General features: G+C 61.6%; 24 protein-coding genes and 1 pseudogene. 10 read left to right on the forward strand and 15 right to left on the reverse strand.

What is annotated here, in order from left to right; genetic code table 11:
* Window positions 1–2 precede the first annotated feature (2 nt).
* The gene (locus HY836_RS08180) at window positions 3–2,033 is read left to right on the forward strand and encodes an ABC-F family ATP-binding cassette domain-containing protein (protein WP_290675327.1); all 2,031 of its coding nucleotides are present in this window, start codon (window positions 3–5) and stop codon (window positions 2,031–2,033) included.
* Here HY836_RS08180 and HY836_RS08185 read toward each other — a convergent pair whose 3' ends face one another.
* Window positions 2,034–2,441, reverse strand: a complete 408-nt coding sequence (locus HY836_RS08185; RefSeq protein WP_290675329.1) for a TraR/DksA family transcriptional regulator — start codon at window positions 2,439–2,441, stop codon at window positions 2,034–2,036. It lies immediately after the preceding gene.
* Between the two features lie 587 nt (window positions 2,442–3,028).
* Here HY836_RS08185 and HY836_RS08190 point away from each other — a divergent pair.
* The 4 genes from HY836_RS08190 to HY836_RS08205 are packed head-to-tail and all read left to right on the forward strand — an operon-like array spanning window position 3,029 to window position 5,901.
* Window positions 3,029–3,535 carry a C40 family peptidase gene (locus HY836_RS08190; RefSeq protein WP_290675331.1) on the forward strand — a complete coding sequence of 169 codons (507 nt, stop codon included), beginning with the start codon at window positions 3,029–3,031 and terminating at the stop codon, window positions 3,533–3,535.
* Window positions 3,536–3,592: 57 nt separating this feature from the next.
* Complete coding sequence (gene moaA, locus HY836_RS08195) at window positions 3,593–4,744, forward strand: GTP 3',8-cyclase MoaA (RefSeq protein WP_290675333.1); 1,152 nt, start codon at window positions 3,593–3,595, stop codon at window positions 4,742–4,744.
* Window positions 4,737–5,369, forward strand: coding sequence for a molybdenum cofactor guanylyltransferase MobA (gene mobA / locus HY836_RS08200; protein ID WP_290675335.1), 633 nt, complete (start codon window positions 4,737–4,739; stop codon window positions 5,367–5,369). Before moaA ends, mobA begins: the two co-directional genes overlap by 8 nt.
* Window positions 5,356–5,901 carry a GNAT family N-acetyltransferase gene (locus HY836_RS08205; RefSeq protein ID WP_290675336.1) on the forward strand — a complete coding sequence of 182 codons (546 nt, stop codon included), beginning with the start codon at window positions 5,356–5,358 and terminating at the stop codon, window positions 5,899–5,901. The genes mobA and HY836_RS08205 overlap by 14 nt, the downstream gene beginning before the upstream one ends.
* Window positions 5,902–5,927: 26 nt before the next feature.
* On the opposite strand, the gene rnhA is transcribed toward HY836_RS08205, so the two are convergent.
* Together rnhA and HY836_RS08215 are read right to left on the reverse strand one after the other, a co-directional pair.
* Window positions 5,928–6,377 (reverse strand): ribonuclease HI, encoded by a 450-nt coding sequence (rnhA, locus tag HY836_RS08210; protein ID WP_290675337.1) that lies wholly within the window; start codon window positions 6,375–6,377, stop codon window positions 5,928–5,930.
* Window positions 6,374–7,222, reverse strand: a complete 849-nt coding sequence (locus tag HY836_RS08215) for a class I SAM-dependent methyltransferase (protein WP_290675338.1) — start codon at window positions 7,220–7,222, stop codon at window positions 6,374–6,376. Before HY836_RS08215 ends, rnhA begins: the two co-directional genes overlap by 4 nt.
* On the opposite strand from HY836_RS08215, the gene gloB reads away from it, so the two are divergent.
* Entirely contained in the window at window positions 7,221–8,000 is a 780-nt protein-coding gene (gene gloB / locus HY836_RS08220; protein ID WP_290675339.1) for a hydroxyacylglutathione hydrolase, read from the forward strand. The two genes, HY836_RS08215 and gloB, sit on opposite strands and share 2 nt — an antisense overlap.
* Before the next feature lie 2 nt (window positions 8,001–8,002).
* Window positions 8,003–9,796, forward strand: a complete 1,794-nt coding sequence (locus HY836_RS08225; protein WP_290675341.1) for a transglycosylase SLT domain-containing protein — start codon at window positions 8,003–8,005, stop codon at window positions 9,794–9,796.
* A gap of 26 nt (window positions 9,797–9,822) precedes the next feature.
* On the opposite strand, the gene recR is transcribed toward HY836_RS08225, so the two are convergent.
* Genes recR through dnaX form a run of 3 tightly spaced genes read right to left on the reverse strand, consistent with a single transcriptional unit; the run spans window position 9,823 to window position 12,800 of the window.
* Window positions 9,823–10,410: a recombination mediator RecR gene (gene recR / locus HY836_RS08230; RefSeq protein ID WP_290675343.1), complete on the reverse strand. Its 588-nt coding sequence runs from the start codon at window positions 10,408–10,410 to the stop codon at window positions 9,823–9,825.
* Between the two features lie 3 nt (window positions 10,411–10,413).
* The gene (locus tag HY836_RS08235) at window positions 10,414–10,740 is read right to left on the reverse strand and encodes a YbaB/EbfC family nucleoid-associated protein (protein ID WP_290675345.1); all 327 of its coding nucleotides are present in this window, start codon (window positions 10,738–10,740) and stop codon (window positions 10,414–10,416) included.
* Window positions 10,741–10,796: 56 nt separating this feature from the next.
* Window positions 10,797–12,800, reverse strand: a complete 2,004-nt coding sequence (dnaX, locus tag HY836_RS08240) for a DNA polymerase III subunit gamma/tau (RefSeq protein WP_290675347.1) — start codon at window positions 12,798–12,800, stop codon at window positions 10,797–10,799.
* 287 nt (window positions 12,801–13,087) lie between these two features.
* Between dnaX and HY836_RS08245 the strand changes: the two genes are divergently transcribed.
* On the forward strand, window positions 13,088–14,512 hold the full coding sequence (locus HY836_RS08245) for a DEAD/DEAH box helicase (protein WP_290675349.1): 1,425 nt from the start codon (window positions 13,088–13,090) through the stop codon (window positions 14,510–14,512).
* A 98-nt stretch (window positions 14,513–14,610) separates the two neighbouring features.
* Here HY836_RS08245 and HY836_RS08250 read toward each other — a convergent pair whose 3' ends face one another.
* The 4 genes from HY836_RS08250 to HY836_RS08265 all read right to left on the reverse strand — a co-directional run bounded on the left by HY836_RS08250 (window position 14,611) and on the right by HY836_RS08265 (window position 17,104).
* On the reverse strand, window positions 14,611–14,793 hold the full coding sequence (locus tag HY836_RS08250) for a hypothetical protein (protein ID WP_290675351.1): 183 nt from the start codon (window positions 14,791–14,793) through the stop codon (window positions 14,611–14,613).
* A 113-nt stretch (window positions 14,794–14,906) separates the two neighbouring features.
* Complete coding sequence (locus tag HY836_RS08255) at window positions 14,907–15,740, reverse strand: 2OG-Fe(II) oxygenase (RefSeq protein ID WP_290675353.1); 834 nt, start codon at window positions 15,738–15,740, stop codon at window positions 14,907–14,909.
* A gap of 23 nt (window positions 15,741–15,763) precedes the next feature.
* Complete coding sequence (gene yaaA / locus HY836_RS08260; protein WP_290675354.1) at window positions 15,764–16,540, reverse strand: peroxide stress protein YaaA; 777 nt, start codon at window positions 16,538–16,540, stop codon at window positions 15,764–15,766.
* A 15-nt stretch (window positions 16,541–16,555) separates the two neighbouring features.
* Complete coding sequence (locus tag HY836_RS08265) at window positions 16,556–17,104, reverse strand: peroxiredoxin (RefSeq protein ID WP_290675355.1); 549 nt, start codon at window positions 17,102–17,104, stop codon at window positions 16,556–16,558.
* A 157-nt stretch (window positions 17,105–17,261) separates the two neighbouring features.
* On the opposite strand from HY836_RS08265, the gene HY836_RS08270 reads away from it, so the two are divergent.
* Together HY836_RS08270 and HY836_RS08275 are read left to right on the forward strand one after the other, a co-directional pair.
* Window positions 17,262–17,798 (forward strand): gamma carbonic anhydrase family protein, encoded by a 537-nt coding sequence (locus HY836_RS08270; RefSeq protein WP_290675356.1) that lies wholly within the window; start codon window positions 17,262–17,264, stop codon window positions 17,796–17,798.
* Window positions 17,799–17,808: 10 nt separating this feature from the next.
* A complete protein-coding gene (locus HY836_RS08275) occupies window positions 17,809–18,789 on the forward strand; it encodes an Hsp33 family molecular chaperone HslO (protein ID WP_290675357.1) in 981 nt (326 codons plus the stop codon).
* 3 nt (window positions 18,790–18,792) lie between these two features.
* Here HY836_RS08275 and HY836_RS08280 read toward each other — a convergent pair whose 3' ends face one another.
* From HY836_RS08280 to eno, 5 genes and pseudogenes are all read right to left on the reverse strand, one after another.
* A complete protein-coding gene (locus HY836_RS08280) occupies window positions 18,793–19,569 on the reverse strand; it encodes a pseudouridine synthase (RefSeq protein WP_290675358.1) in 777 nt (258 codons plus the stop codon).
* Window positions 19,569–20,213: an ATP-binding protein gene (locus HY836_RS08285; protein ID WP_290675360.1), complete on the reverse strand. Its 645-nt coding sequence runs from the start codon at window positions 20,211–20,213 to the stop codon at window positions 19,569–19,571. The genes HY836_RS08280 and HY836_RS08285 overlap by 1 nt, the downstream gene beginning before the upstream one ends.
* Before the next feature lies 1 nt (window position 20,214).
* Complete coding sequence (gene pnuC / locus HY836_RS08290) at window positions 20,215–20,880, reverse strand: nicotinamide riboside transporter PnuC (RefSeq protein WP_290675362.1); 666 nt, start codon at window positions 20,878–20,880, stop codon at window positions 20,215–20,217.
* Between the two features lie 3 nt (window positions 20,881–20,883).
* On the reverse strand, window positions 20,884–21,198 hold the full coding sequence (ftsB, locus tag HY836_RS08295) for a cell division protein FtsB (RefSeq protein WP_290675364.1): 315 nt from the start codon (window positions 21,196–21,198) through the stop codon (window positions 20,884–20,886).
* 69 nt (window positions 21,199–21,267) lie between these two features.
* Window positions 21,268–21,772: pseudogene (gene eno / locus HY836_RS08300) on the reverse strand (phosphopyruvate hydratase); the annotation flags it as partial.

Below are 21,772 nucleotides of genomic sequence, written 5' to 3' on the forward strand. Positions count from 1 at the left end.
CCATGATCGTCCTCAAGAATGTGTCGCTGCTGCGCGGCACCAAGCCCGTCCTGAACCAGGCCAGCGCCACCCTGCATCCAGGCGAGAAAGTCGGCCTGATCGGGCGCAATGGCGCGGGCAAATCCTCGCTGTTTTCCCTGCTGGCCGGCCGCCTGCACCCTGATGCCGGTGATGTCGAGATCCCGCCCAGCTGGCTGCAACCGGGTGGCATGGCCGAAGTGGCGCAGAACATGCCCGAGACGGATGACCCGGCCACCGAATATGTGCTGCAAGGTGACACCCGCCTGATGAAGGCCTTGGAAGACCTGGCCGCCGCCGAAGAAGCCGATGACGGCAACGCCATTGGCGAAGCCCATGCCACGCTGGCCGAGGTGGGCTACTTCGATGCGCCCGCCCGTGCACAAGCCTTGCTGTTGGGCCTGGGCTTCACACTCGAACAGTCGCAAGCCCCCGTTAACAGCTTCTCGGGCGGCTGGCGGATGCGCCTGCAACTGGCCCGCGCCCTGATGTGCCCGGCCAAATTGTTGCTGCTCGACGAACCCACCAACCACTTGGACCTCGACGCCCTGGTCTGGCTGGAAGCCTGGCTGCAACGCTATGAAGGCACGCTGCTCATCATTAGCCACGACCGCGAATTTCTGGACGCCATCACCAAGGTCACCCTGCACCTGGATGAAGGCAAGCTGACCCGCTACACGGGCGGCTACACGGCCTTCGAGTCCATGCGTGCCGAACGCATGAGCCAGCAGCAAGCCGCGTTCAGCAAGCAGCAAGACAAGATCGCCCACCTGTCCAAATTCATTGCCCGCTTCAAGGCCCAGGCCAGCAAGGCCCGCCAGGCGCAAAGCCGGGTCAAGGCACTGGAGCGCATGGAAAAGCTGGCGCCCGTGCTCACCGCCAGCGACTTCCAGTTCACCTTCCCGGAGCCCGCCAGCCTGCCCAACCCCATGCTCTCGCTCAAGGAACTGTCATGCGGCTACCACCGCGACGGGCAGGAGCCCTTGACCATCGTGTCCGGCATCAACCGCTCCGTGCTGCCCGGCCAGCGCATCGGCATCCTGGGTGCCAACGGCCAGGGTAAATCCACCGTGGTCAAGACCCTGGCCCACATGAACAAGCTGGTCAGTGGCGAGATCACCGAAGGCAAGGGGCTGAGCATCGGCTACTTCGCCCAGCAGGAGCTGGACGTGCTGCGCATGGACGAAGGCCCCATGCAACACATGATCCGCCTGGCGCGCGATGTGGGGCCCAATGCCCGCGAGCAGGAACTGCGCGACTTCCTGGGCCGCTTCCAGTTCACCGGGGACATGGTCAACCAGCCCGTGAGCCAGTTCAGTGGTGGAGAGAAAGCCCGCCTGGTGCTGGCCCTGGTGGTGTGGCAACGCCCCAACCTGTTGCTGCTGGACGAACCCACCAACCACCTGGACCTCACCACCCGCGAAGCCTTGAGCATGGCGCTCAACGAATTCGAAGGCACCGTCATGCTGGTCAGCCACGACCGCGCCCTGCTGCGCGAAGTGTGCGACGAGTTCTGGCTCGTGGCCAAGGGCAGCGTCAGCACCTTTGATGGTGACCTGGACGACTACCAGAAGTGGCTGCAGGAGCAAGCCAAGGAAGTGGCGCAAGCTGCACGCGCCGCGCGCGATGCAGATCGAAAGGCCAATGGCGGCGGCACAAAGGCCCCGACGCCAGCGCAACCAACACCAACCGCCGCAGTGGTCACCGCAACACCTTCATTGCCAGCAGATGCACCAGCCAAGGGCAAGGAAGACCGCAAGGCGCAAGCTCAAGCGCGTCAGCGGCTGGCCGATCAGGCCAAGCCGCTCAAGGCTGAACTCAAGCAAGTGGATCAGCGTCTGGCCAAGGCGCATGAAGAACAGGCCGCGCTCACCGAAAGCCTGGCCAATCCAGCCTTGTCAGCTTCCGAGCGCGCCGAGCAAGGCAAACGCCTCAAGGCGATCGGTGACGAGCTGGAGGCACTGGAATCACGCTGGCTCGAGTTGACCGATCAGATCGAGCAACTCAGCGCCTGATCAACGACCCTTGCGGTGCTCCATCATGTCCTGACAGCTCACGCACAAGTGGGCTTCAGGCAAGACCTCCAGGCGTGCCACACCGATGGCGTCGCCGCACTCCTCGCAGTAGCCGTACTCGCCGCTTTCGATGCGCGCCAACGCCTGCTTCGTGGCAGCCAGCTCGGTTTGCTCATGGTGCAGGAAGGCGATGGTTTCGTCATCAGCCTCAGCGGCCATGGCACCCTCGATACCGGCCACAAAGGTATTGGCCGTCACGGACTCCTCGGCAGCCAGTCGGGCTCGCAGTTCGCTGTCCTGCGCACTCAGCGTCCTCGCCTGATCCTGCAAGCGTGCCTTGAAGCGGGCCAGTTCATCCGCAGCGAGTGCGGGCGTCATCGGGGTCACTTGGGCTGTATTGCTCGACATCTTCTGTTCTCCGGGACTTGAAGTCTTCTTCTTGAACTGGCGGACGGCCAGTCCCTCAGTTCAGGATAGGCAGCCATCTGGCCCCTCGCCTTGCGACATATCAAGGCCATACATGCGGCAGCAGCAGAGAACAACAACATTGCGCCACGTCATCCTCACCGATCGCCGAGCCGGACGGGCGGACTGCCAGCGAAACGGGGCTGATATGTCGCAAGCCGCAGGCAATCTGGGGCGTTGCTCATCGAAAAAGCCGAAATTTCGGTGCTAATCTCAGGTTTCCCCCAGCCTTTCGAGGTTGACGCACCGAGGATGAGCCCCTACGCTTGCGACCCATGCTTTTCACGATCCGCCGTCAAGGCCGCCTAGCCCCGATGCTGGGTGACACTGCCCCCGGGATCCCTGTTGGAGTCCACACGAACGCCCTCGCCGCCTGCCTTCTGGCAATCGGCCTGTTGTTCGGTGCGCCTTCGTCACAAGCACAACAAGTCCAGAGTGCGACGCCCGTTGCGGCGACCGGCACGAATCAGGCAAACAGCGCCACGCCCGCCACTCCCACGGCAAACAATTCGGCAGAAGACAGTGACCCCGTGTCCCGCTTCCTGGCCGACAAGGGGCTGCTGCCCAACACCAAGCCCGTGGTCGAACTGGCCCAGCAGGTTCGTGACAAGGCCTCTGACATGGCCTCGGAACTGGTGCTGTCGGCTATGAACTTCCTGGGCGTGCCTTACCGCCGTGGCGGCACATCCGAAAAAAGCGGGTTTGATTGCAGCGGCTTCACGCGCCATGTGTTTGAAAACAGCGTGGGCCTGATCCTGCCGCGCCGCGCCAGTGAACAAGCCAACTCACCTGACCTGATCCCGATCCAGAAATCCGAACTGAAGCCGGGTGACCTGGTGTTCTTCAATACCCTGCGCCACACCTTTTCGCACGTCGGCATCTACATCGGTGATGACAAGTTCATCCACTCGCCTCGTGCGGGAGGGCAAGTTCGGGTCGAAGACATGCGTCAAGCCTACTGGCAGCAACGCTTTGATGGTGCCCGCCGTGCGCCCGTGGTGACCTCACGTCAACCCAACACCAAGCAGAACAACTGAGTCCGTGACAGGGCGGGCAGCAGCGCCCGATCGCGTCTTGCAGCACAATGCAGGGCCATGAGTCAGCCAGCCACTCAACCTAAGGGCCGAGTCGTCCCCATCCGGACCTCCGCACAGCCCGCCGCCAAGGCGTTGCCATCCGCGACAACTGCCGCGCAGGGCTCCCCGACGCCCGATCGACTCGGGCGCCCGCTGCGTGACCTGCGCATTTCCGTCACGGATCGCTGCAACTTCAGATGCGGCTACTGCATGCCTCGCACGGCCTTCGGCCCTGACCATCCGTTCCTGCCCCACTCCGAACTGCTGAGCTTCGAAGAAATCACCCGCGTTGCCCGCATGGCCATGCGCCTGGGCGTGCGCAAGCTGCGGCTTACGGGCGGCGAGCCCCTGCTACGTAAGGACATCGAACGCCTGATTGCCCAACTGGCCGAACTGCGCACGCTGGACGGCCAGCCGCCTGAGCTGACATTGACCACCAATGGCAGCTTGCTCAAACGCAAGGCCCAGGCACTGAAGGATGCGGGCTTGCAACGCGTGACGGTCAGCCTGGATGCGCTGGACGAAGCCATGTTTGCGCGCATGAGCGACAGCCAGTTAAGCGTGGCAGACGTGCTGAGCGGCATTGAGGCAGCGCACGCCGTCGGGCTGAAACCGATCAAGGTCAATATGGTGGTGCAGAAAGGCGTTAACGATCAGGAGATCCTGCCTCTGGCCAGGCACTTCCGGCACACCGGTGTCGAGTTGCGTTTCATTGAATTCATGGACGTTGGCCAGACCAACCGTTGGCAGATGGACCACGTGCTGCCTTCGCAGGTTGTGCGAGCCCGGATCGAGCAGGCCTTCGCGCTGCGACCTGTCGCACCCAGCCAGTCCGGCGACACCGCCGAGCGCTGGGCCTACGCCGATGGCGCCGGCCAGGTGGGCTTCATCTCCAGCGTCACGCAGGCATTCTGCGGAGACTGCTCCCGCCTGCGCATGTCGACCGAGGGCCGGCTCTACACCTGCCTGTTCGCCTCTCAGGGTTATGAACTGCGCAGCCTCCTGCGTGATCCGGCCTTGCATGATGACGCGATCACCGCACGCATGGCCGCCTTGTGGGCCCAGCGGGATGATCGCTACTCTCAATTGCGAGGCCAGCCGGGTCAGGCCGACAACGCGATCCGGCAGTCCAGCGGGCCCCGCATTGAAATGAGCTACATCGGTGGTTGACCACACCTCTCAGAACGTCACGGGCTGGCTGCTGGCCGGCGGCGAAGGGCGCCGCATGCAAGGGCAGGACAAAGGCCTTGTCAACTATCAGGGGCGCCCTCTGGCTGCCTGGGTGCTCGACAGCCTTCAGCGTCAGTGCGGCAGCTTGCGCATCAGCGCCAACCGCAATCTGCCCCGCTATCAGCAACTCCTGAACGACGTCACCGGTCAAGCACCTTCAGACTCGGTCCTGCCCGATGACCCTGACCTGCACGTCAGCCAGGGCCCGCTCGCCGGCATCATCACCGCCATGCGCCATACGGACACCGACTGGTTGATGATCGTGCCATGCGACATGCCGCACCTGCCCGCTGACCTCATCGCCCGCCTGATGCGCGAGGCCCATCAATCAAATGCCGACATCGTGACACCTTGCACGCAATCAGGCACCGAAAATGAGCGTCACCATTGGGTCTGTGGATTGATTCGCAAGCGGGTTTGCCCTGACACTGTCAGCCAGTTCGTGAACGGTGAACGCAAAGTTGGCCATTGGGTGCGCTCTCAGCACTGGGCCAGCGTCGCGTTTGCGGACACCCAAGCTTTTGCCAACATGAACACCCTGGAGACCCTGCGTGGTCAGCAATGATTCTTCCCTCCGCATCGCGCGCATTGCCCCTGCGGACCTGAGCGCCTACAAGAGGCTTCGCGATGAAGGCCTGAAGCTGCACCCGGATGCGTTTGACTCCGACATCGAAAGCGAGCAGGCGCGCCCACCCGAGAGCTACATCGGCCGCCTGGGCCTGTACGAAACGCTGGGTGGCACCTTCCTGCTGGGCGCATGGGCAGGCAAGGATCTGGTCGGCATGATCGGTCTGGAGCGCCAGTCGCTGCAGAAGCTGCGGCACAGCGCCGAACTCAACAGCATGATGGTGAACCCCAAAGCAACGGGCAAAGGCATTGGCCTGATGCTGATCAATGCGGCCATCGCCGAGGCGCGTCGCGCCATCGGCCTGGAGCAAATCACCTTGCGTGTCAGCACATCCAGTGAATCAGCCATCCGCCTGTATGAACGCGCCGGCTTTCAGGCGTGCGGCGTCCTGCCTCATGCCATCAAGCTGGTTGATGGCCCCGGACAGATTCGCTATTTCGACAAGCTGACCATGGTCCTCATTCTCTGAGGCCTGAGCGCACGGTCCTCAAAAGGCTATTTCGCCTCAGCGGCCCCGCGGTTGGCCAGGCCGTCAGCACGTTCATTGCCCGGGTCGCCAGCATGGCCGCGCACCCAGCGCCAGTCCACGTCGTGATTGGCCGCCTGCAGCTCCAGCGTGCGCCACAGATCTTCGTTCTTGACGGGCTTGCCATCGGCGGTCTTCCAGCCGCGGCGCTTCCAGCCGGTGATCCATTCGGTGATTCCCTTGCGCACGTATTCGCTGTCCGTGTAGATCACGACCTTGCAGCGGCGCTTGAGTGAAGCCAGCGCCTGGATGACCGCCGTCAACTCCATGCGGTTGTTGGTGGTCACCAGTTCACCGCCCCACATCTCTTTCTCGTGAGGCCCGCAGACCATCCATACACCCCAGCCACCTCGGCCAGGATTGCCCTTGCACGCGCCGTCGGTGTACATCACGACGGCAGGCGTTGCTGATTCAGTCATCCATTCACATCCTGTTGAAAGTGGCCATCGCGCTGATGGCGCTGTGCCACGACGGCCGGTGCAGCGCTCGGCGCCACACGAGCCTTCTTGATCTTGCCCACCAGGCGCATGCCCCGTGCCCGCTTCACGGCCACGACAAAATAAACGGCGCCCAACACGGGCCACCAGCGGTCGCCCGCGTGCTCCATCCAACTCAGGCGCGCCCATGATTGTTCGCTGCGCACCATTGGGCGGTAGCAACCAAAGCAACCTGCCTCCACCTCCAGGTCCAGCAGGCGCAACCAGTCGCGCAAGCGCCAGTAAGCGATGAACTCGCCTTGCGGCAACACCAGCGCAGAGCGAGCGCCCCAGCGCCCCATTCTTTGCCATACGCCCCACAAGCTGGCCGGATTGAAGCCGGCGATCACCACACGCCCCTCCGGCACCAGTACACGCTCCACCTCACGCAAGGTATCGTGCGGATCGCGTGCCAGCTCCAGGGCATGAGGCAGCACCACCAGATCCAGACTGTTGCTCGGGAAAGGCAGCGCCTCGAAATCACAGCGCAAGCTGAAGGGTGCGCCATTGAGGATCTGCCCGCCCTCCACCAGAGGCTCATGAACCAGTGGCGACATGCCAGACGGCGGCTCCCATTGCGCGTAAGCTGCGTCCAGCGCCAGCCAACGATGCTGCATGCGGTTCATGCGCAGGCCATCCAACTCAGGCAAACCCAGCTGCAGCGCGTGAAAGCCGAAGATGTCCGCCACCAGGCGATCCATCTGCGCTTGCTCCCACTCCAGCAAAGCCTGCCCTGGCGGCAAGGCCAGCCAGGGGTGCAACTCTATAATTGGATCGACTCTGGTCATGGAATTACTAGCTCTACCCGCCTTCACCGACAACTACATCTGGATGATCCACAACGGCCAACAAGCCCTTGTCGTCGATCCAGGTGATGCTGCGCCCGTGCTCGACACGCTGCAGCAACGCAGGTTGACGCTGACCGCCATTCTAGTGACCCATCATCATCCGGATCACACCGCAGGCCTGCGGGCCTTGCAATCTGACCACACTGCAGTCTACGGGCCACGCCACGAAGCCATTGACGGCGTCACACAACGGGTTGGAGAGGGCGACACCATCGAGTGGGCTGGCCTGAGCATCCACGTGCTGGACACGCCGGGGCACACGGCCGGTCACATCGCTTACCTGCTACCGCCTGCGCCAGATCAATCGCTGCCTGATCCGACAGCCTTCGTTGGAGATACACTCTTCTCTGCGGGATGTGGCCGCCTGTTCGATGGCACCATGGCGCAGTTGTTCGCCAGCCTCACCCGCCTGAAAGACATTCTGCCGGATGCCACGCGCATCTGTGCCGCGCACGAGTACACCCTCAGCAACCTGCGTTTTGCGAAGGCTGTTGAGCCACACAACCTTGACCTTGGTGCCTACCAGGCGCACTGCGAAGCTCTGAGAGCCCGCGCACTGCCTACCCTGCCCGGCACCATGCGCAATGAGAAGGCCATCAACCCCTTCCTTCGTTGCGCCGAACCTGAAGTGGTTTCCAGCGCCCTGCAGCAAGGCGCAAAGGATGCCAGCCCCGAGGCTGTCTTTGCCGCTCTGCGACTATGGAAAAACACATTCTGAAGATGAAGACCACACGCTCACTCCGACGCACCTTCACCTTGAGTACCACTGCGCTGGGATGCATGATCCTGACGGCATGCGGCTCGGTCTATGGCCCACAAAGCCGCATGCAGCTCGACATGGACAAGCTGCTTCAGACATCGCCCCCTGCCTCCGGCAACACACTGGCCGGCAACGAAGGCAAATTCCTGCGTGGCGCGGTCAAACAGGATCCAACATCCGGCCTGCGTGTGGACATTGGTGCTGCCACCATCAACGGCACGGATGCCGGCGCACCAGCGCTCAATGAAACCGCTGCCAAGCCTGCCGAGGCAGCATCCACATCCGTAGCCAACGACGAACAAGATGCCAAGGAAGCGGCCGGCGCGCCCACCGACCCCTTGCGCCCCGAAGCCACCGTGGACCTCAGCGACATCACGGCCAACCAGGACCTCTGGGGCCGTGTACGTCAAGGTTTTGCGCTGCCAGCACTGGAAAGCCAATTGGTGCTGGACCACGAGCGCTGGTACACCAGCCGCCCTGATTACGTCCAGCGCATGACCGAGCGCGCCAGCCGCTACCTGTTCCATGTGGTCGACGAAATCCAGCGTCGCCGCATGCCCACGGAGCTGGCATTGCTGCCCTTCATTGAGAGCGCATTCAATCCGCAAGCCCTGTCATCGGCCCGAGCATCAGGCATCTGGCAGTTCATGCCCGCCACCGGCAAGGACTTCGAACTCAAGCAGAACCTGTTTCGCGACGACCGTCGCGACGTGTTGGCCTCGACCCGCGCAGCACTGGACTACCTGCAGCGCCTGAACAGGCAATTCGGGGACTGGCACCTGGCACTGGCCGCCTACAACTGGGGCGAAGGCAACGTGCAGAAAGCCATCAACCGCAATGCGCGCCAGGGACTGCCCACAGACTACGCCAGCCTGAACATGCCGCCGGAGACACGCAATTACGTGCCCAAGCTGCATGCCATCAAGAACATCGTGGCGCGCCCTGAAGCCTACAACCTGACGCTCACGCCGATCGAGAACCACCCCTACTTCGTGAGCGTGCCCATTCAGCGCGATCTGGATGCCTCCCTGGCCGCACGCCTGGCTGGCCTGCCGCTGGACGAATTCAAGGCGCTGAACCCCTCGCTCAACAAGCCGGTGATCCTGGCGGCGGGCACCCCTCAGGTGCTGCTGCCCTATGACAACGCCGGCCTGTTCGTGCACAACCTGAGCAACCACAAAGGCCCCTTGGCCAGTTGGACCGCCTGGGTCGTACCTCGCACGATGCGGCCCGGCGATGCAGCGCGCCAGGTCGGCATGAGCGAAGGCAACCTGCGTGACATCAACCACATCCCTCCCAAGATGCTGGTAAAAGCGGGCTCGACCTTGCTGGTGCCCCGCTCCGGGCAACGTGAGCAGGATGTGTCCGAAGCGTTGGCCGACAACGCCATCATGGCCTTGGCACCAGATCTTCCCCCCATGCGCCGCGTGAGTTTCAAGGCGGGCAAGCGTGATACCGTAGCAGGCATTGCCAAGCGCTATCGCACATCACCGCAACAGATTGCGCAATGGAATCGTGTATCGGCTTCGGCGAGCTTCAAGCGTGGCCAGACCGTGGTGGTGTACGTGCCAACCAGCAAGAACACCGCACGCCGTGTGGCCACTGCCGTTCGCCACAATGGGCCGTCCGTCAAGGGAAGACCTCAGACTCGCGTGGTTGCCAGCGCAACTCGCAGCACTGCTCGTGGCAACGCCATCAAGGGCCGCCCGCCAGTTAACCGCACGACACGCATGCGCGTGGCCAGCGCACGCTGACCATGTGCGAGGCAGGCACTGAGGAATCAGCGCCTGTCCATGAATGCATGGGCAATGGTGCCCAGGTCCACGTATTCGAGTTCGCTGCCTACCGGAACACCTCGCGCCAGGCGGGTGACATTCAGCCCACGCGCCTTCAGCTGCTCGGCCAGCACATGGGCCGTCGCCTCACCTTCAGCGGTGAAGTTTGTAGCCAGGATCACCTCCCGAACCACACCATCTGACGCTCTGTCCAGCAAGGACGACAAACCAATGTCGCGAGCGCCCAGGCCATCAAGCGGGCTCAAGCGCCCGAGCAACACGAAGTACTGGCCCTTATAGCTGCCCGTGCGCTCCAGTGCTGCCTGATCGGCCGGCGTCTCGACCACGCACAACAAGTGCGGATCACGCTCCGGGTCCAGGCAGACATCACACACAGGTGCCCTGCTGAAGGTGTGGCATCGCTGGCAATGCCCGATCTCGGACACCGAGGTGTCCAGCGCCCTCGCCAGCTTCACCGCACCCGCACGATCATGCTGCAACAGGTGATAGGCCATGCGTTGTGCCGATTTCTGCCCGACACCAGGCAGGCAGCGCAAGGCCTCGATCAGCCCCTCAAGGGCAGGATCGGCCATGGATCAGAAGGGGAACTTCATGCCGGGAGGCATGGGCATGCCTGCCGTCAGCTTGCCCATCTTTTCCGAGCTGGTCGTCTCAGCGCGGCGCACGGCATCGTTGAAGGCCGCAGCCACCAGATCTTCCAACATGTCCTTGTCATCGGCCAACAGGCTGGGATCGATCGTGACACGCTTGACGTCGTTCTTGCAGGTCATCACCACCTTCACCAGGCCGGCACCGGACTGACCTTCCACCTCGATATTGGCCAGTTCATCCTGAGCCTTCTTGAGGTTTTCCTGCATTTGCTGTGCCTGTTTCATCAAGCCGGCGAGTTGTCCTTTGAGCATGGCTCATCATCCTTTCTTGCGCAAAACGTGATTGTCGCCGCGAACGTCGTGGCGACTCAAATGGGTCGAATGGATCCGGGCACGATCCGCGCCCCCGGATACTGCGACAACAGACCGCGCACCAGCGGGTCTGTCTCAATCAGATGGTCAGCCTGATGCTGGCGACGCTCGCGCGCCACCTGATCTCGCTGAGCCGGCGTATTGTGGGCCTTGCCTCGCTCCAACTCCAGCATGACCTGCACGTCCAGCACCTGCCCCATGGCTGCGGCCAACCGATCGCGGTTGCTGTCGCTGCACAGGCTTTCACGCTCCACACGCAAGCGCCACAGGCTCTGGCCGCCTTCGGCCTGCTGTGCAACGCACTGCGCCTGCATGGCCAATTCGCGCACCAGGGCTGTGATGACACCCTTGGCACTCATCTGCGCCACCAGTTCTGCCCAGCGATCGGCGATCGGGTCTGCGCCTGGAGGAGGCAGATCGATTGATACAGCGCGCTGCAAGGGGTCACCCGCTCGATCACCTGAGTCTTGCCTCACACGCTCGGCGGCAGGCTGCGGACGCGCAGCGGCATCCTCGACAGGAGGCAGATCCGGCTCGACAGACGCCGTGTATTCATCCTGCGGCGGCATGTCAATATCGGGTGGCGCGCTTTGCGACCAGCTTGCTTCGCTCTCAGCCTCGGGCGGCAAAGCCTCCCACGGCGGCACACTCTGACCGCTCGTGCGGGCAGGCGCAACCGACGGTGGCGCCACGCGCACCGGTGGCCGCACTGGTGACACGTGTGATGCCTCAGCGACAACCAGCGCGGGGGCGTCGACCACGACTGGCTTGCTGCCTGATCCACCGGGATTCGCCACAGGTGAAACAGGCTCAGCAGGCTGAACCGGCTCGGTCAGAGGCTGCCGCCTGTTGACCGAGCCTTCAGCTTTTGGGGGGCTGCTTGCCCCCTGCCCCAGGCCCCCGCCTGGCTTGAATGCCAGCAGCCGCAACAGGAGCATCAACAAGCCGCTGTACTCATCTGGTGCCAACGCCAGTTCGGCGCGACCTTGCAGGCACAAGCTGTAGAACAACTGCGTCTCATCAGGGGCCAGCAACGGCGCCAGCAAGCGCCACACCAGCTCATCCGGATCTTCGGAGTCATCCAACCCCGGCACCGCCTGAATGACCGCCATGCGCTGCAAGGCAGTGGCCAGTTCTTCCAAGGTGCCCGATGCTGACAGGCCCAATCGACGCAATGTATCGACGGCGTCGACCACACCTTTGCCATGACCTTGCGCCACAGCCTCGATGATGCGCTGGACATGCTGCCGGTCAACCGCGCCCAGCATCTGGCGCACAGGCCCTTCCTGCAACTGCCCACCACCAAACGCGATGGCCTGGTCGGCCAGCGACATCGCATCGCGCATGGAGCCACGGGCCGCGCGTGCCAGCAGGCGCAAGGCCTCGGGCTCGAAAGAGATGCCTTCCACAGCCAGCACCTGGGACAGATGCTCGTGAACGGTTTGAGCGGCCATCGGGCGCAGGTTGAACTGCAGGCAACGGGACAGCACCGTGACCGGCACCTTCTGAGGATCCGTTGTCGCGAGCACGAACTTCAGATAGTCGGGCGGCTCCTCCAGCGTTTTCAGCATGGCATTGAATGCCGTGTTTGACAGCATGTGCACTTCGTCGATCATGTAGACCTTGAAGCGCCCCACAACAGGCTTGTAGACTGACTGCTCCAGCAGTTGCGAAATCTCTTCGACGCCACGGTTGGAGGCTGCATCCAGTTCGACATAGTCGACAAAGCGCCCGGCGTCGATGTCACGACAAGGTTGACACTGACCGCACGGGGAAGCCGTGATCGTCCCCAGGCCGTCCGGCCCGACGCAATTGAGCGACTTGGCGAGAATGCGAGAGACCGTGGTTTTGCCCACTCCCCGCGTACCGGTGAACAAGTAGGCGTGATGCAAGCGCTGTTGCGACAGGGCGTTGCTCAGCGCCTGAACAACGTGACCCTGCCCGACCATGCTGTCGAAGCCCTTGGGGCGGTATTTGCGTGCGAGGACCATTGAACTCATGGTGCGATTCTAGGGGCGCCGGGGCCCTGCGATTTGGCACGACGGCATTTTCACAATGCGTCCCTGATACATCTGGAAACAGGTTGAGTCACAAAGTCGATGCCAAACGCTCGTTTGAAGCTATGAAATATGCACGGTCAGCCCTACAATTTGATCAATCGCGATAAATACGTCGCGTCGCGACAAGCAGTTTCTTGACTTGTCACGCCATAAATCGGTTGACTCGATCTTTCCAGGCCCGGAAAGACTGAGTGCAGTCGCCGTTTCACCAGAAGTGGGCCTGTTGTATGTCGTTTGAAAATCTGGGGTTGATCGAACCTCTGTTGAAAGCAGTTCACGAGGCTGGCTATTCAACTCCCACACCCATCCAGGCGCAGGCTATTCCTGCTGTACTGGGGGGTGGTGATCTTCTCGCTGGCGCGCAGACCGGCACGGGCAAAACTGCAGGATTTACCCTGCCCTTGCTCCACAAATTGATGACCAGTCAAACAGGTCAGGCACCAGGCGGTAAACGCCATGTCCGCGCCTTGATTCTGACACCCACACGGGAATTGGCTGCCCAGGTCGAAGAATCGGTGCGTGTTTACAGTAAATACCTGCCGATCCGCTCTGCTGTCATGTTTGGTGGCGTGGGGATGAATCCCCAGATTGAAGCCCTGCGTCGAGGCCTGGATGTGCTGGTCGCTACGCCGGGCAGGCTTCTGGATCACCACCAGCAAGGCACGCTTGATCTCAGTCACGTTGAATACTTCGTGCTCGATGAAGCGGATCGCATGCTGGACATGGGGTTTATCCACGATATCCGTCGCGTGTTATCCATTCTTCCGCCTAAAAAGCAAAGCTTGTTGTTCTCTGCAACATTCTCGGATGAGATCAAAGCCTTGGCTGAACGTTTGCTGAACAGCCCCAAGGTAATTGAGGTTGCGCGGCGCAACGCCACCGCAGAAACCATTGCACAAAAGGTTCACCCGGTTGATCGCGATCGCAAGCGCGAATTACTCACACACCTGATCAAAACAAATGACTGGCATCAGGTGCTCGTATTCACACGGATGAAACATGGCGCCAATCGCCTGGTTGAATACCTGCTCAAGCAGGACGTCACAGCCATGGCCATCCATGGCAATAAAAGCCAGAGCGCGCGCACGCGTGCCTTGGCCGAGTTCAAATCTGGCGAACTGCAGGTACTGGTTGCGACAGATATCGCCGCCCGTGGCATTGATATCGATCAATTGCCCCATGTTGTGAATTTCGAACTACCCAATGTGCCGGAGGACTACGTTCACCGCATCGGCCGCACGGGTCGCGCCGGCGCCGAAGGCGAGGCCATCTCCTTGGTGTGCGTGGACGAAGAAGGCTTCCTCGCCGATATCGAGAAGCTGATCAAGCGCCAGATTCCGCGCGAGTCCGTACCCGGATTTGAAGCTGACCCACACGCCAAGGCCGAACCAATTGTGCTGGGACGTCGTGTCCTCCATGGTGCCCCCGGCTCCCGCTCAGGTGGTCAATCGGCCGGTCGCCCTGGCTCAGGTGGCGGCAATCGTGGCCCGCATGGTGGTCAACACGGGGGCGGCGGATCGCGCCACGCCAACAGCAACACGAACAAACCCGCTCAAGGCCAACAGCAGGACTTGCGTGCGCCTCGCAGGGCTGAAGCGGCAAACAGTGGCGGCCCCGTTTCTTCGCCGCCACCGCGCCGCGTTCGAGGCTGAAGCAAAGCGCCAATGTGAGGTGCTCATGAAAAAACCCGGCCAGGCCGGGTTTTTTCTTTGCTGAACCAACCTTGAAAAGGTTGGTTCAAGCGAATGTATTACTTCGAAGCAGCTTCAGAAGCGGCAGCAGCCTTCTTGGCGGCCTTGGCCTTGTGAGCCTTCTTGGCCTTCTTGGCTGGAGCGGAAGCGGCAGACGCTGCGGCGGGAGCGGAAGCGGCTTCAGCGGCGAAAGCGCCAATAGCAAACATCGAGGCAGTCAGAGCGACGATCAGCTTTTTCATGTAGAAACTCCAGAGATATGTGGTTGGTGTCAGACCAGTTCACTGCCCGGCCTGTGTGTGCTCAACGCCCCGCTTCGGACTCCGGTTGACACACTGCACAAAAAATTTCCAACTTATTCGAATGCCCGCTCTCTCAGCCATTTGGTCGCCACCCATTTCTCACCTTGCTTGACAGGTGCGCCACCATGCAGGGTTCTGGTATCGGGGTGCGGTATGCCGTAGGCAAAGAAAACAGCCTGACCTGCCACGGCATGCACGTCCACCCCTGCATCCGGGAACGTGGTTGCCCCTCCGCCGTCCGGCGTGTTGAGATACATCACCACAGTACCAACTCGTTGCCCGCCACGCTTCAACACCGCGGCTGTACCAGGCTGGCCCGGATCGAAGTAATCAAAATGCGGTTTGTATTCAGCACCGGGCGCATATCTCAGCACCTGGATACCTTCCCCGTTCTCGACCGGCCAATTCACCAGCGCGGCAATGCGCGCCTCAATTCGCTGGCACAACTCGTTTTCGCCACGCTGGAAAAACATGCCTTGACTGGTACGCACATCGTTGACTTCACTGTCACCGGTTGCGTGGACCACTGTCTGGGATCGCTCCATGCGTGGCCGAGCCAAAGCACGGAGTTCTTCACACTCGGCCAGCGACAAAAAGTCTCCGAGCACCACCACGCGCGGATGGCGAATCTGCACCAAGACATTCACATGCTTGTCATGCACCCACATGCGTGAAGCGCCATTGGATGCCACCTCGGGTACCTTGCTCATCGCTAACTGGATCTCGGCAAGACGCTCGACCATCACTTGTTCCAGCGCGCGGTTCGCCACGACCTCGTCCCATCCGCTGGCCTTCATGGCGCTCAGGATGGCATCACCGCTGTGCCCGCTCTCGGCTTGCTGGACCAGCCATTGTCGGAGTTCAGGGGTGATCGCTTGCTCGCTCATTCGCACTCCAGTTCGCTGTCTGCTCACACTGTCAATTTGCGCCGAAACACCAGGCGATCGGGCTCTGATGCACTCGCGTCGTACGCATAGCCATCCGCATCAAAGTCCAGCAGATCGGCGGGTTTCTGCGCACGTTTGAGGATGGCATGGCGCGCCATGAGGCCGCGCGCGCGCTTGGCGTGGAAGCTGATGATCTTCCATCCAGCACCTTTCCAATCTTCGAATACACACTCGACCACGCGGGCTTTCAAGGCCTTTCGCTTGACCGACTTGAAGTACTCCTGAGAGGCCAGGTTGATGATGACGTCATCGCCTTGCTTCTTCAAGCGATCTTGAAGGTGGTTGGCCAGGGTGTCACCCCACCAGGCGTACAGATCCTTGCCCCGAGGATTGGGCAGCTTCGTGCCCATTTCCAGTCGATATGGCTGCATCCAGTCAAGCGGCCGCAGCACACCATACAGGCCACTGAGGATGCCGATGTGCTCCTGAGCCCAATCGAGGTCGGCCTGCTTGAGGCTGCTGGCATTCAAGCCGTCGTACACATCACCGTTGAACGCCAGGATGGCCTGCTTGCTGTTCTTCGCCGTGAACTTGGGCTTCCAGGCCCCGTAGCGCGCCACATTCAAGGTCGACAGAGCATCACTCAGGTCCATCAGGGAGGCGATCTGGGCCGGGGTGTAAGGCTTGAGCACCTCGATCAAGGCGGCAGACTCGTCCACAAACGGCGGCAAGGTGTGCTTGTCGGTCGTCGGGGCGGTGTCGTAATCGAGGCTTTTGGCAGGAGACAGCAGAATCAGCATGAGGCAGAGAAATGATCAGAGCGTTTCGCCGCCTGGCTGGCGTTGGCAGGGGCACAGGGCCTCAGTTTGCAGGGCATCGAGGATCCGCAGGATTTCATCGGGATTACGCCCCACACTCAGGTTGTTGACCGACACGTGCTGGATGACGTTGTCGGCGTCCACGATGAAGGTCGCACGCAGGGCCACACCAGCTTGCTTGTCGCGCACGCCGAGCTGGTCGATGAGCGACCCGGTCACATCGGCAAAACTCCAGTGCCCCAGCTTGTTGAGGTCCTTGTGTTCGCGGCGCCAGCCCAGCTTGGAGAACTCGTTGTCCGTGGAGCCGCCCATCAGGATGGCGTCTCGATCCAGGAATTCCTTGTTGAGCTTGTCGAAGCCGACGATCTCGGTCGGGCAGACGAACGTGAAGTCCTTGGGGTAGAAATAAATGATTTTCCACTTGCCGGGAAAGCTCTTCTCGGTGATGTCTTCAAAAGCGGTCTGCCCATGCTCTTCGTGGTGATTGAAGCCGGGTTTGACGCCCACGACCTTGAAGTGATCCAGTTTGTCGCCAACGGTTTTCATGCTTGCTCCTTGCGGCATTCGCTGTGATGCAGCCATTTTCTCATCATAGATTCGGGCAATGCGTGTCAATGAGATTCAAGCAGGACTTGCGCAACACTCATAAAATCGCGGTTCTACTCCACTGCCCTGCCGCGGTATCCCGTCGCGGCCTCTGACCATGGCGATCTATCGCATCAAAGACAAGGTTCCTCAGGTTCACCCCAGCGCCTATGTGGCTGAATCGGCCGACGTCATCGGCAGCGTGACCTTGTCCGAAGGTTGCAGCGTCTGGTCGCACGTGACTTTGCGCGGTGACAACGAGCCCATCGTGATCGGCGAACGCTCCAATGTGCAGGAATCGTCCGTGCTGCACACCGATATCGGCTTCGGGCTCACCATCGGCAAGGATGTCACCGTGGGCCATCAGGCCATGCTGCATGGATGCACGGTGGGCGATGGCTCCCTGATCGGCATCCAGGCGGTGGTCCTCAACGGCGCGGTGATCGGCAAGAACTGCCTGGTGGCCGCGGGCGCACTGGTCACCGAAGGCAAGGTCTTTGAAGATGGCATGCTGATCATGGGCTCGCCTGCCAAGGCCGTGCGCCCCTTGAGCGATGGCGATCTGGCCCGCATGCACATCGGCACGGCCATGTATGTGGCCAAGTCCGCTGAATACAAAACCGATCTGGTGCGCGTTGACGCACCGGCGAAATGAACGACACGCCATGAGCGAATTGCACAAGTTTCTGTTTGAAGGCCTGCCCGTGCGGGGCATGCTGGTCCGATTGACTGATGGCTGGCAGGAGGCCTTGCGTCGCCGCGAGTCGGCAGGCGCCTTCGATGCCCCTTTGCGCCAGCTTCTCGGCGAGATGACTGCGGCGGGCGTGCTGCTGCAAGGCAACATCAAGTTCAATGGCGCCGTGGTCATGCAGATTTTCGGCGAGGGCCCCGTGAAGCTGGCGGTCACCGAAGTCCAGCCCGACCTGAGCTTCAGAAGCACGGCCAAGGTCGTGGGCGAGTTGCCCGCCACCGACAACGGCCACTTGCCGCTGGAGGTCATGGTCAACGTCAATGGCAAGGGCCGCTGCGCGATCACACTCGATCCGAAAGACCGCCTGCCCGGCCAACAGCCTTATCAAGGCGTGGTGCCGCTCAACGACGAAGAAGGCCCGCTGCACAGCCTGAGCGCTGTGCTCGAGCAGTACATGGTGCGCTCCGAGCAACTGGATACCAAGATCATCCTGGCCGCCAATGACCAGATCGCAGCCGGCTTGCTGATCCAGCGTGTGCCCGTTGAGGGCAAGGCCAATCTGGAGGGTGCCACATCCGACGTGGATGCCATCGAGATGGCCGAGCACTACAACCGCATCTCGCACCTGGCATCCACCTTGAAACAGGAAGAACTGCTGACCCTGGATGCCGAGACCATCCTGCGGCGCCTGTTCTGGGAAGAGGATGTGCGCTACTTCGAACCTCAACAAGGCGCAACAGGGCCACGGTTTGCCTGCACCTGCTCGCGCGAGCGTGTGGCAGGCATGCTGCGCAGCCTGGGCCAGGAGGAGATCGACTCCATCGTGGCCGAACAAGGTCAGGTCGAGATCGGTTGCGACTTCTGCGGCCAGCACTATCAGTTTGACCCCGTCGATGCGGCTGAACTGTTCACGAGTGGCGCAGACACACCGCCCAGCTCTTCAACGTTGCAGTGAAGCTCAGACCGGGCCTGTTGCTTGACCAGGCGCCCGGTCGAACTGCCAGGGCCAGTTCTGAAGCAACTGGCCCCAATCCTGATTGAGCTCACGCGCCTGCGGCATGATGCCAGGCAAGGGTGACACCAGCTTCAGGGCTTGCCCCGTCAAGGGGTGCACCATATCCAGTTGCAGCGCATGCAGCCACAGGCGCTGCAATCCCAGTTGCTGCGCCCACCAGCGGTTGTGCGTGCCCTTGCCGTGCGTGGCATCACCGATGATGGGGTGCGCCAGATGCTTGAGGTGGCGCCGAATCTGATGCCGTCGCCCGGTGTGCGGCCAGGCCTCGACGAGGGCCACACGGGTAGTGGGATAGCGGTCAACGGGTACATCGATCTGCAGCGTAGCCAGGCGCTGAAAATCCGTCACGGCAGCTTGAGGCAAGGCGTCATCCGGTGCATCGTCTGGCTTGAGGGCATGGTCCACGTGGGCTGTGAGCGCAGGCCATCCGCGCACCATGGCAAGGTAGTGCTTGCGCACCTGCTGCGCCTCAAAGGCCTCACACAAGGCACGCGCCGCCTCGCTGTGTAGCGCCATGATGAGCACGCCTGAGGTGCCTTTGTCCAGCCTGTGAACGGGAAAAACATGGCGCCCAAGCTGATCCCGAAGGGTCTGCATGACGAAGCGGGTCTCATGGGCGTCCAGGCCTGTGCGGTGCACCAACCAACCCGCTGGCTTGTGTACAGCGACCATGTCATCGTCCTGCCAGATGACGTGCAAAGGAGCCTGAGCAGCGCTCATCAGACTTGCCCGACACGCGGCAGCCAGTGCTGCTCGCATTCACCGTCATCACAGTTGTCGCAAAACCAGCGCCAGCGGGATGCGCCAGGCTTGCGGGGCGGGCGCGTTGGGGCTTCCAGCAGATGGTCGATCACAGCCAGCGCATGCTCGACTCGCGCCACGCCATGGCCCGCCACCACGTTGTAGCCCAGACCGGCCCGCTGCAACGCCGAACGAATGAGCCCATCGACAGGCTCCCGCACATGAGGGCCATCACGCTGAAGGCCATCGGCCGCCCAGGCCAGATCCAGCGACATCAGCAAGGTGGCGCTGGCCTGGGCTTGCGCCTTCAAAGCTTCTTCATACAGGCTGTCATCGCCAAAGATGTACTCGCTGTAGACGGCTGTCATCAAGGCGGTGGTGTCCGCCAGCACCAGTTGATGGCTGGCCCGGGCTTGCTCGATGAGCTCGGTTTGCGCCTTGGCAATGTCCGCCTGTTCATGCTGCACCGGCGTGCGACCATGCTCATCACAAAACAGCCGCAAGGACTCCGGCACCATGACGGCGTCCACGCCACGCGCAGACAGAATGCGCGCCAACTCGCGCGCCAGCGTGCTCTTGCCGGTGCTCTCCGCGCCCAGCAAGGCGACCACATGCCCAGCCATCTCAGCGCCCCTCTGCGGCTTGGGTGCTGGCCATACCTTGCCATACACGCCAACCCCAAGCAGACAGCACGGCGAAGATGCCGTAGAGCAGCACGGTCAGCCACAACTGCTTGTAGGCAAACAGACCCATGCTGATCACATTGACCAGGAGCCAGCATGGCCAGTTGTCGATCAGCTTGCGCGCCAACAACCATTGGCCCATCACGCTGCCTGCGGTGGGCAGGGCATCAAGGTACGGCACATCGGAATCGGTCACCTGCTCAAGCACGTAGCCCAGGGCAGGCCACAACAACAAGGTGAGCGACAGCGCCACCATGCGTGACCTCATCGACAAAGCCCGAACCCGCAAGGCCTGCTTGTCCTCGCCCTTGCCTGCCAGCCACTGCCGCCATCCCCAAGCGGACATCAGCACAAACAGGATCTGCAAGGACGCTTCGCCATACAGCTTGCTGTGCGCAAACAGCAGCCCATACAAGATGGAGCTGACGATGGCCAAAGGCCACCCCCACACATTGACTTTGAGATTGAAGCCCACCATGGCCAGTGACAGGAGGAATGCCCAGCACTCCAATTGACTCACGGGCACACCCCATGCGGTAAAGAGTGGCGCGAGCCAGGGATCCAGCCAGGCCAGCGAGGCGGCCACGCCATCCAACCCGAATGACATCACTCAGGGTGCCGAAGCAACAGGCTGCGTGGGCATGATCTGAGGCAGCTTGGTGGTCAGTTGCACATAGATCTCATCGGGCTTGACCATGCCCAGTTCGGTGCGCGCCTTTTCTTCGACCATCTCCAGCCCCTCTTGCAGGTCACGCACTTCAGCCGAGAGCTGCTCATTGCGAGTCTGCGCTTCAGTGTTGGCCCGTTGCTGGGTCTGCACTTGCGCACGCAAGGCCATGACACGCGGCACGCCGCCCTTGCCGAACCAGAGTTCGGCCTGGACTACGGCCAACAAAGCCAGCAGAAAGATGGTCGCCATGCGCATAGGCTCGAATTTATCAAACAAAAAGGCCCCGAAGGGCCTTTCTGACTCAAACCAGCGAGAGAAGAGAGATCAACGCAGGTTGTAGAAAGCGCTGCGGCCGGGGTACACGGCCACGTTGCCCAGGTCTTCTTCGATGCGCAGGAGCTGGTTGTACTTGCTCATGCGGTCGGAGCGGCTCATCGAACCGGTCTTGATCTGGCCAGCGTTCAGGCCCACGGCGATGTCGGAGATCGTGTTGTCTTCGGTTTCGCCAGAGCGGTGCGAGATCACGGCGGTGTAGCCGGCGCGCTTGGCCATTTCGATGGCGGCAAACGTTTCGGTCAGGGTGCCGATCTGGTTGATCTTGATCAGGATCGAGTTGGCGATGTCCTTCTCGATGCCTTCCTTCAGGATCTTGGTGTTGGTCACGAACAGGTCGTCACCCACCAGCTGAACCTTCTTGCCCAGACGCTCGGTCAGGTGCTTCCAGCCAGCCCAGTCGCCTTCGCCCATGGCATCTTCGATCGAGATGATGGGGTACTTGTCGCACCAGGTGGCCAGCATGTCGGTCCACTGCTCGGCGGTCAGGCTCAGG

The organism is Aquabacterium sp. (assembly GCF_016234775.1).
In the GTDB taxonomy this organism is placed as follows: Bacteria; Pseudomonadota; Gammaproteobacteria; order Burkholderiales; family Burkholderiaceae_C; genus Aquabacterium.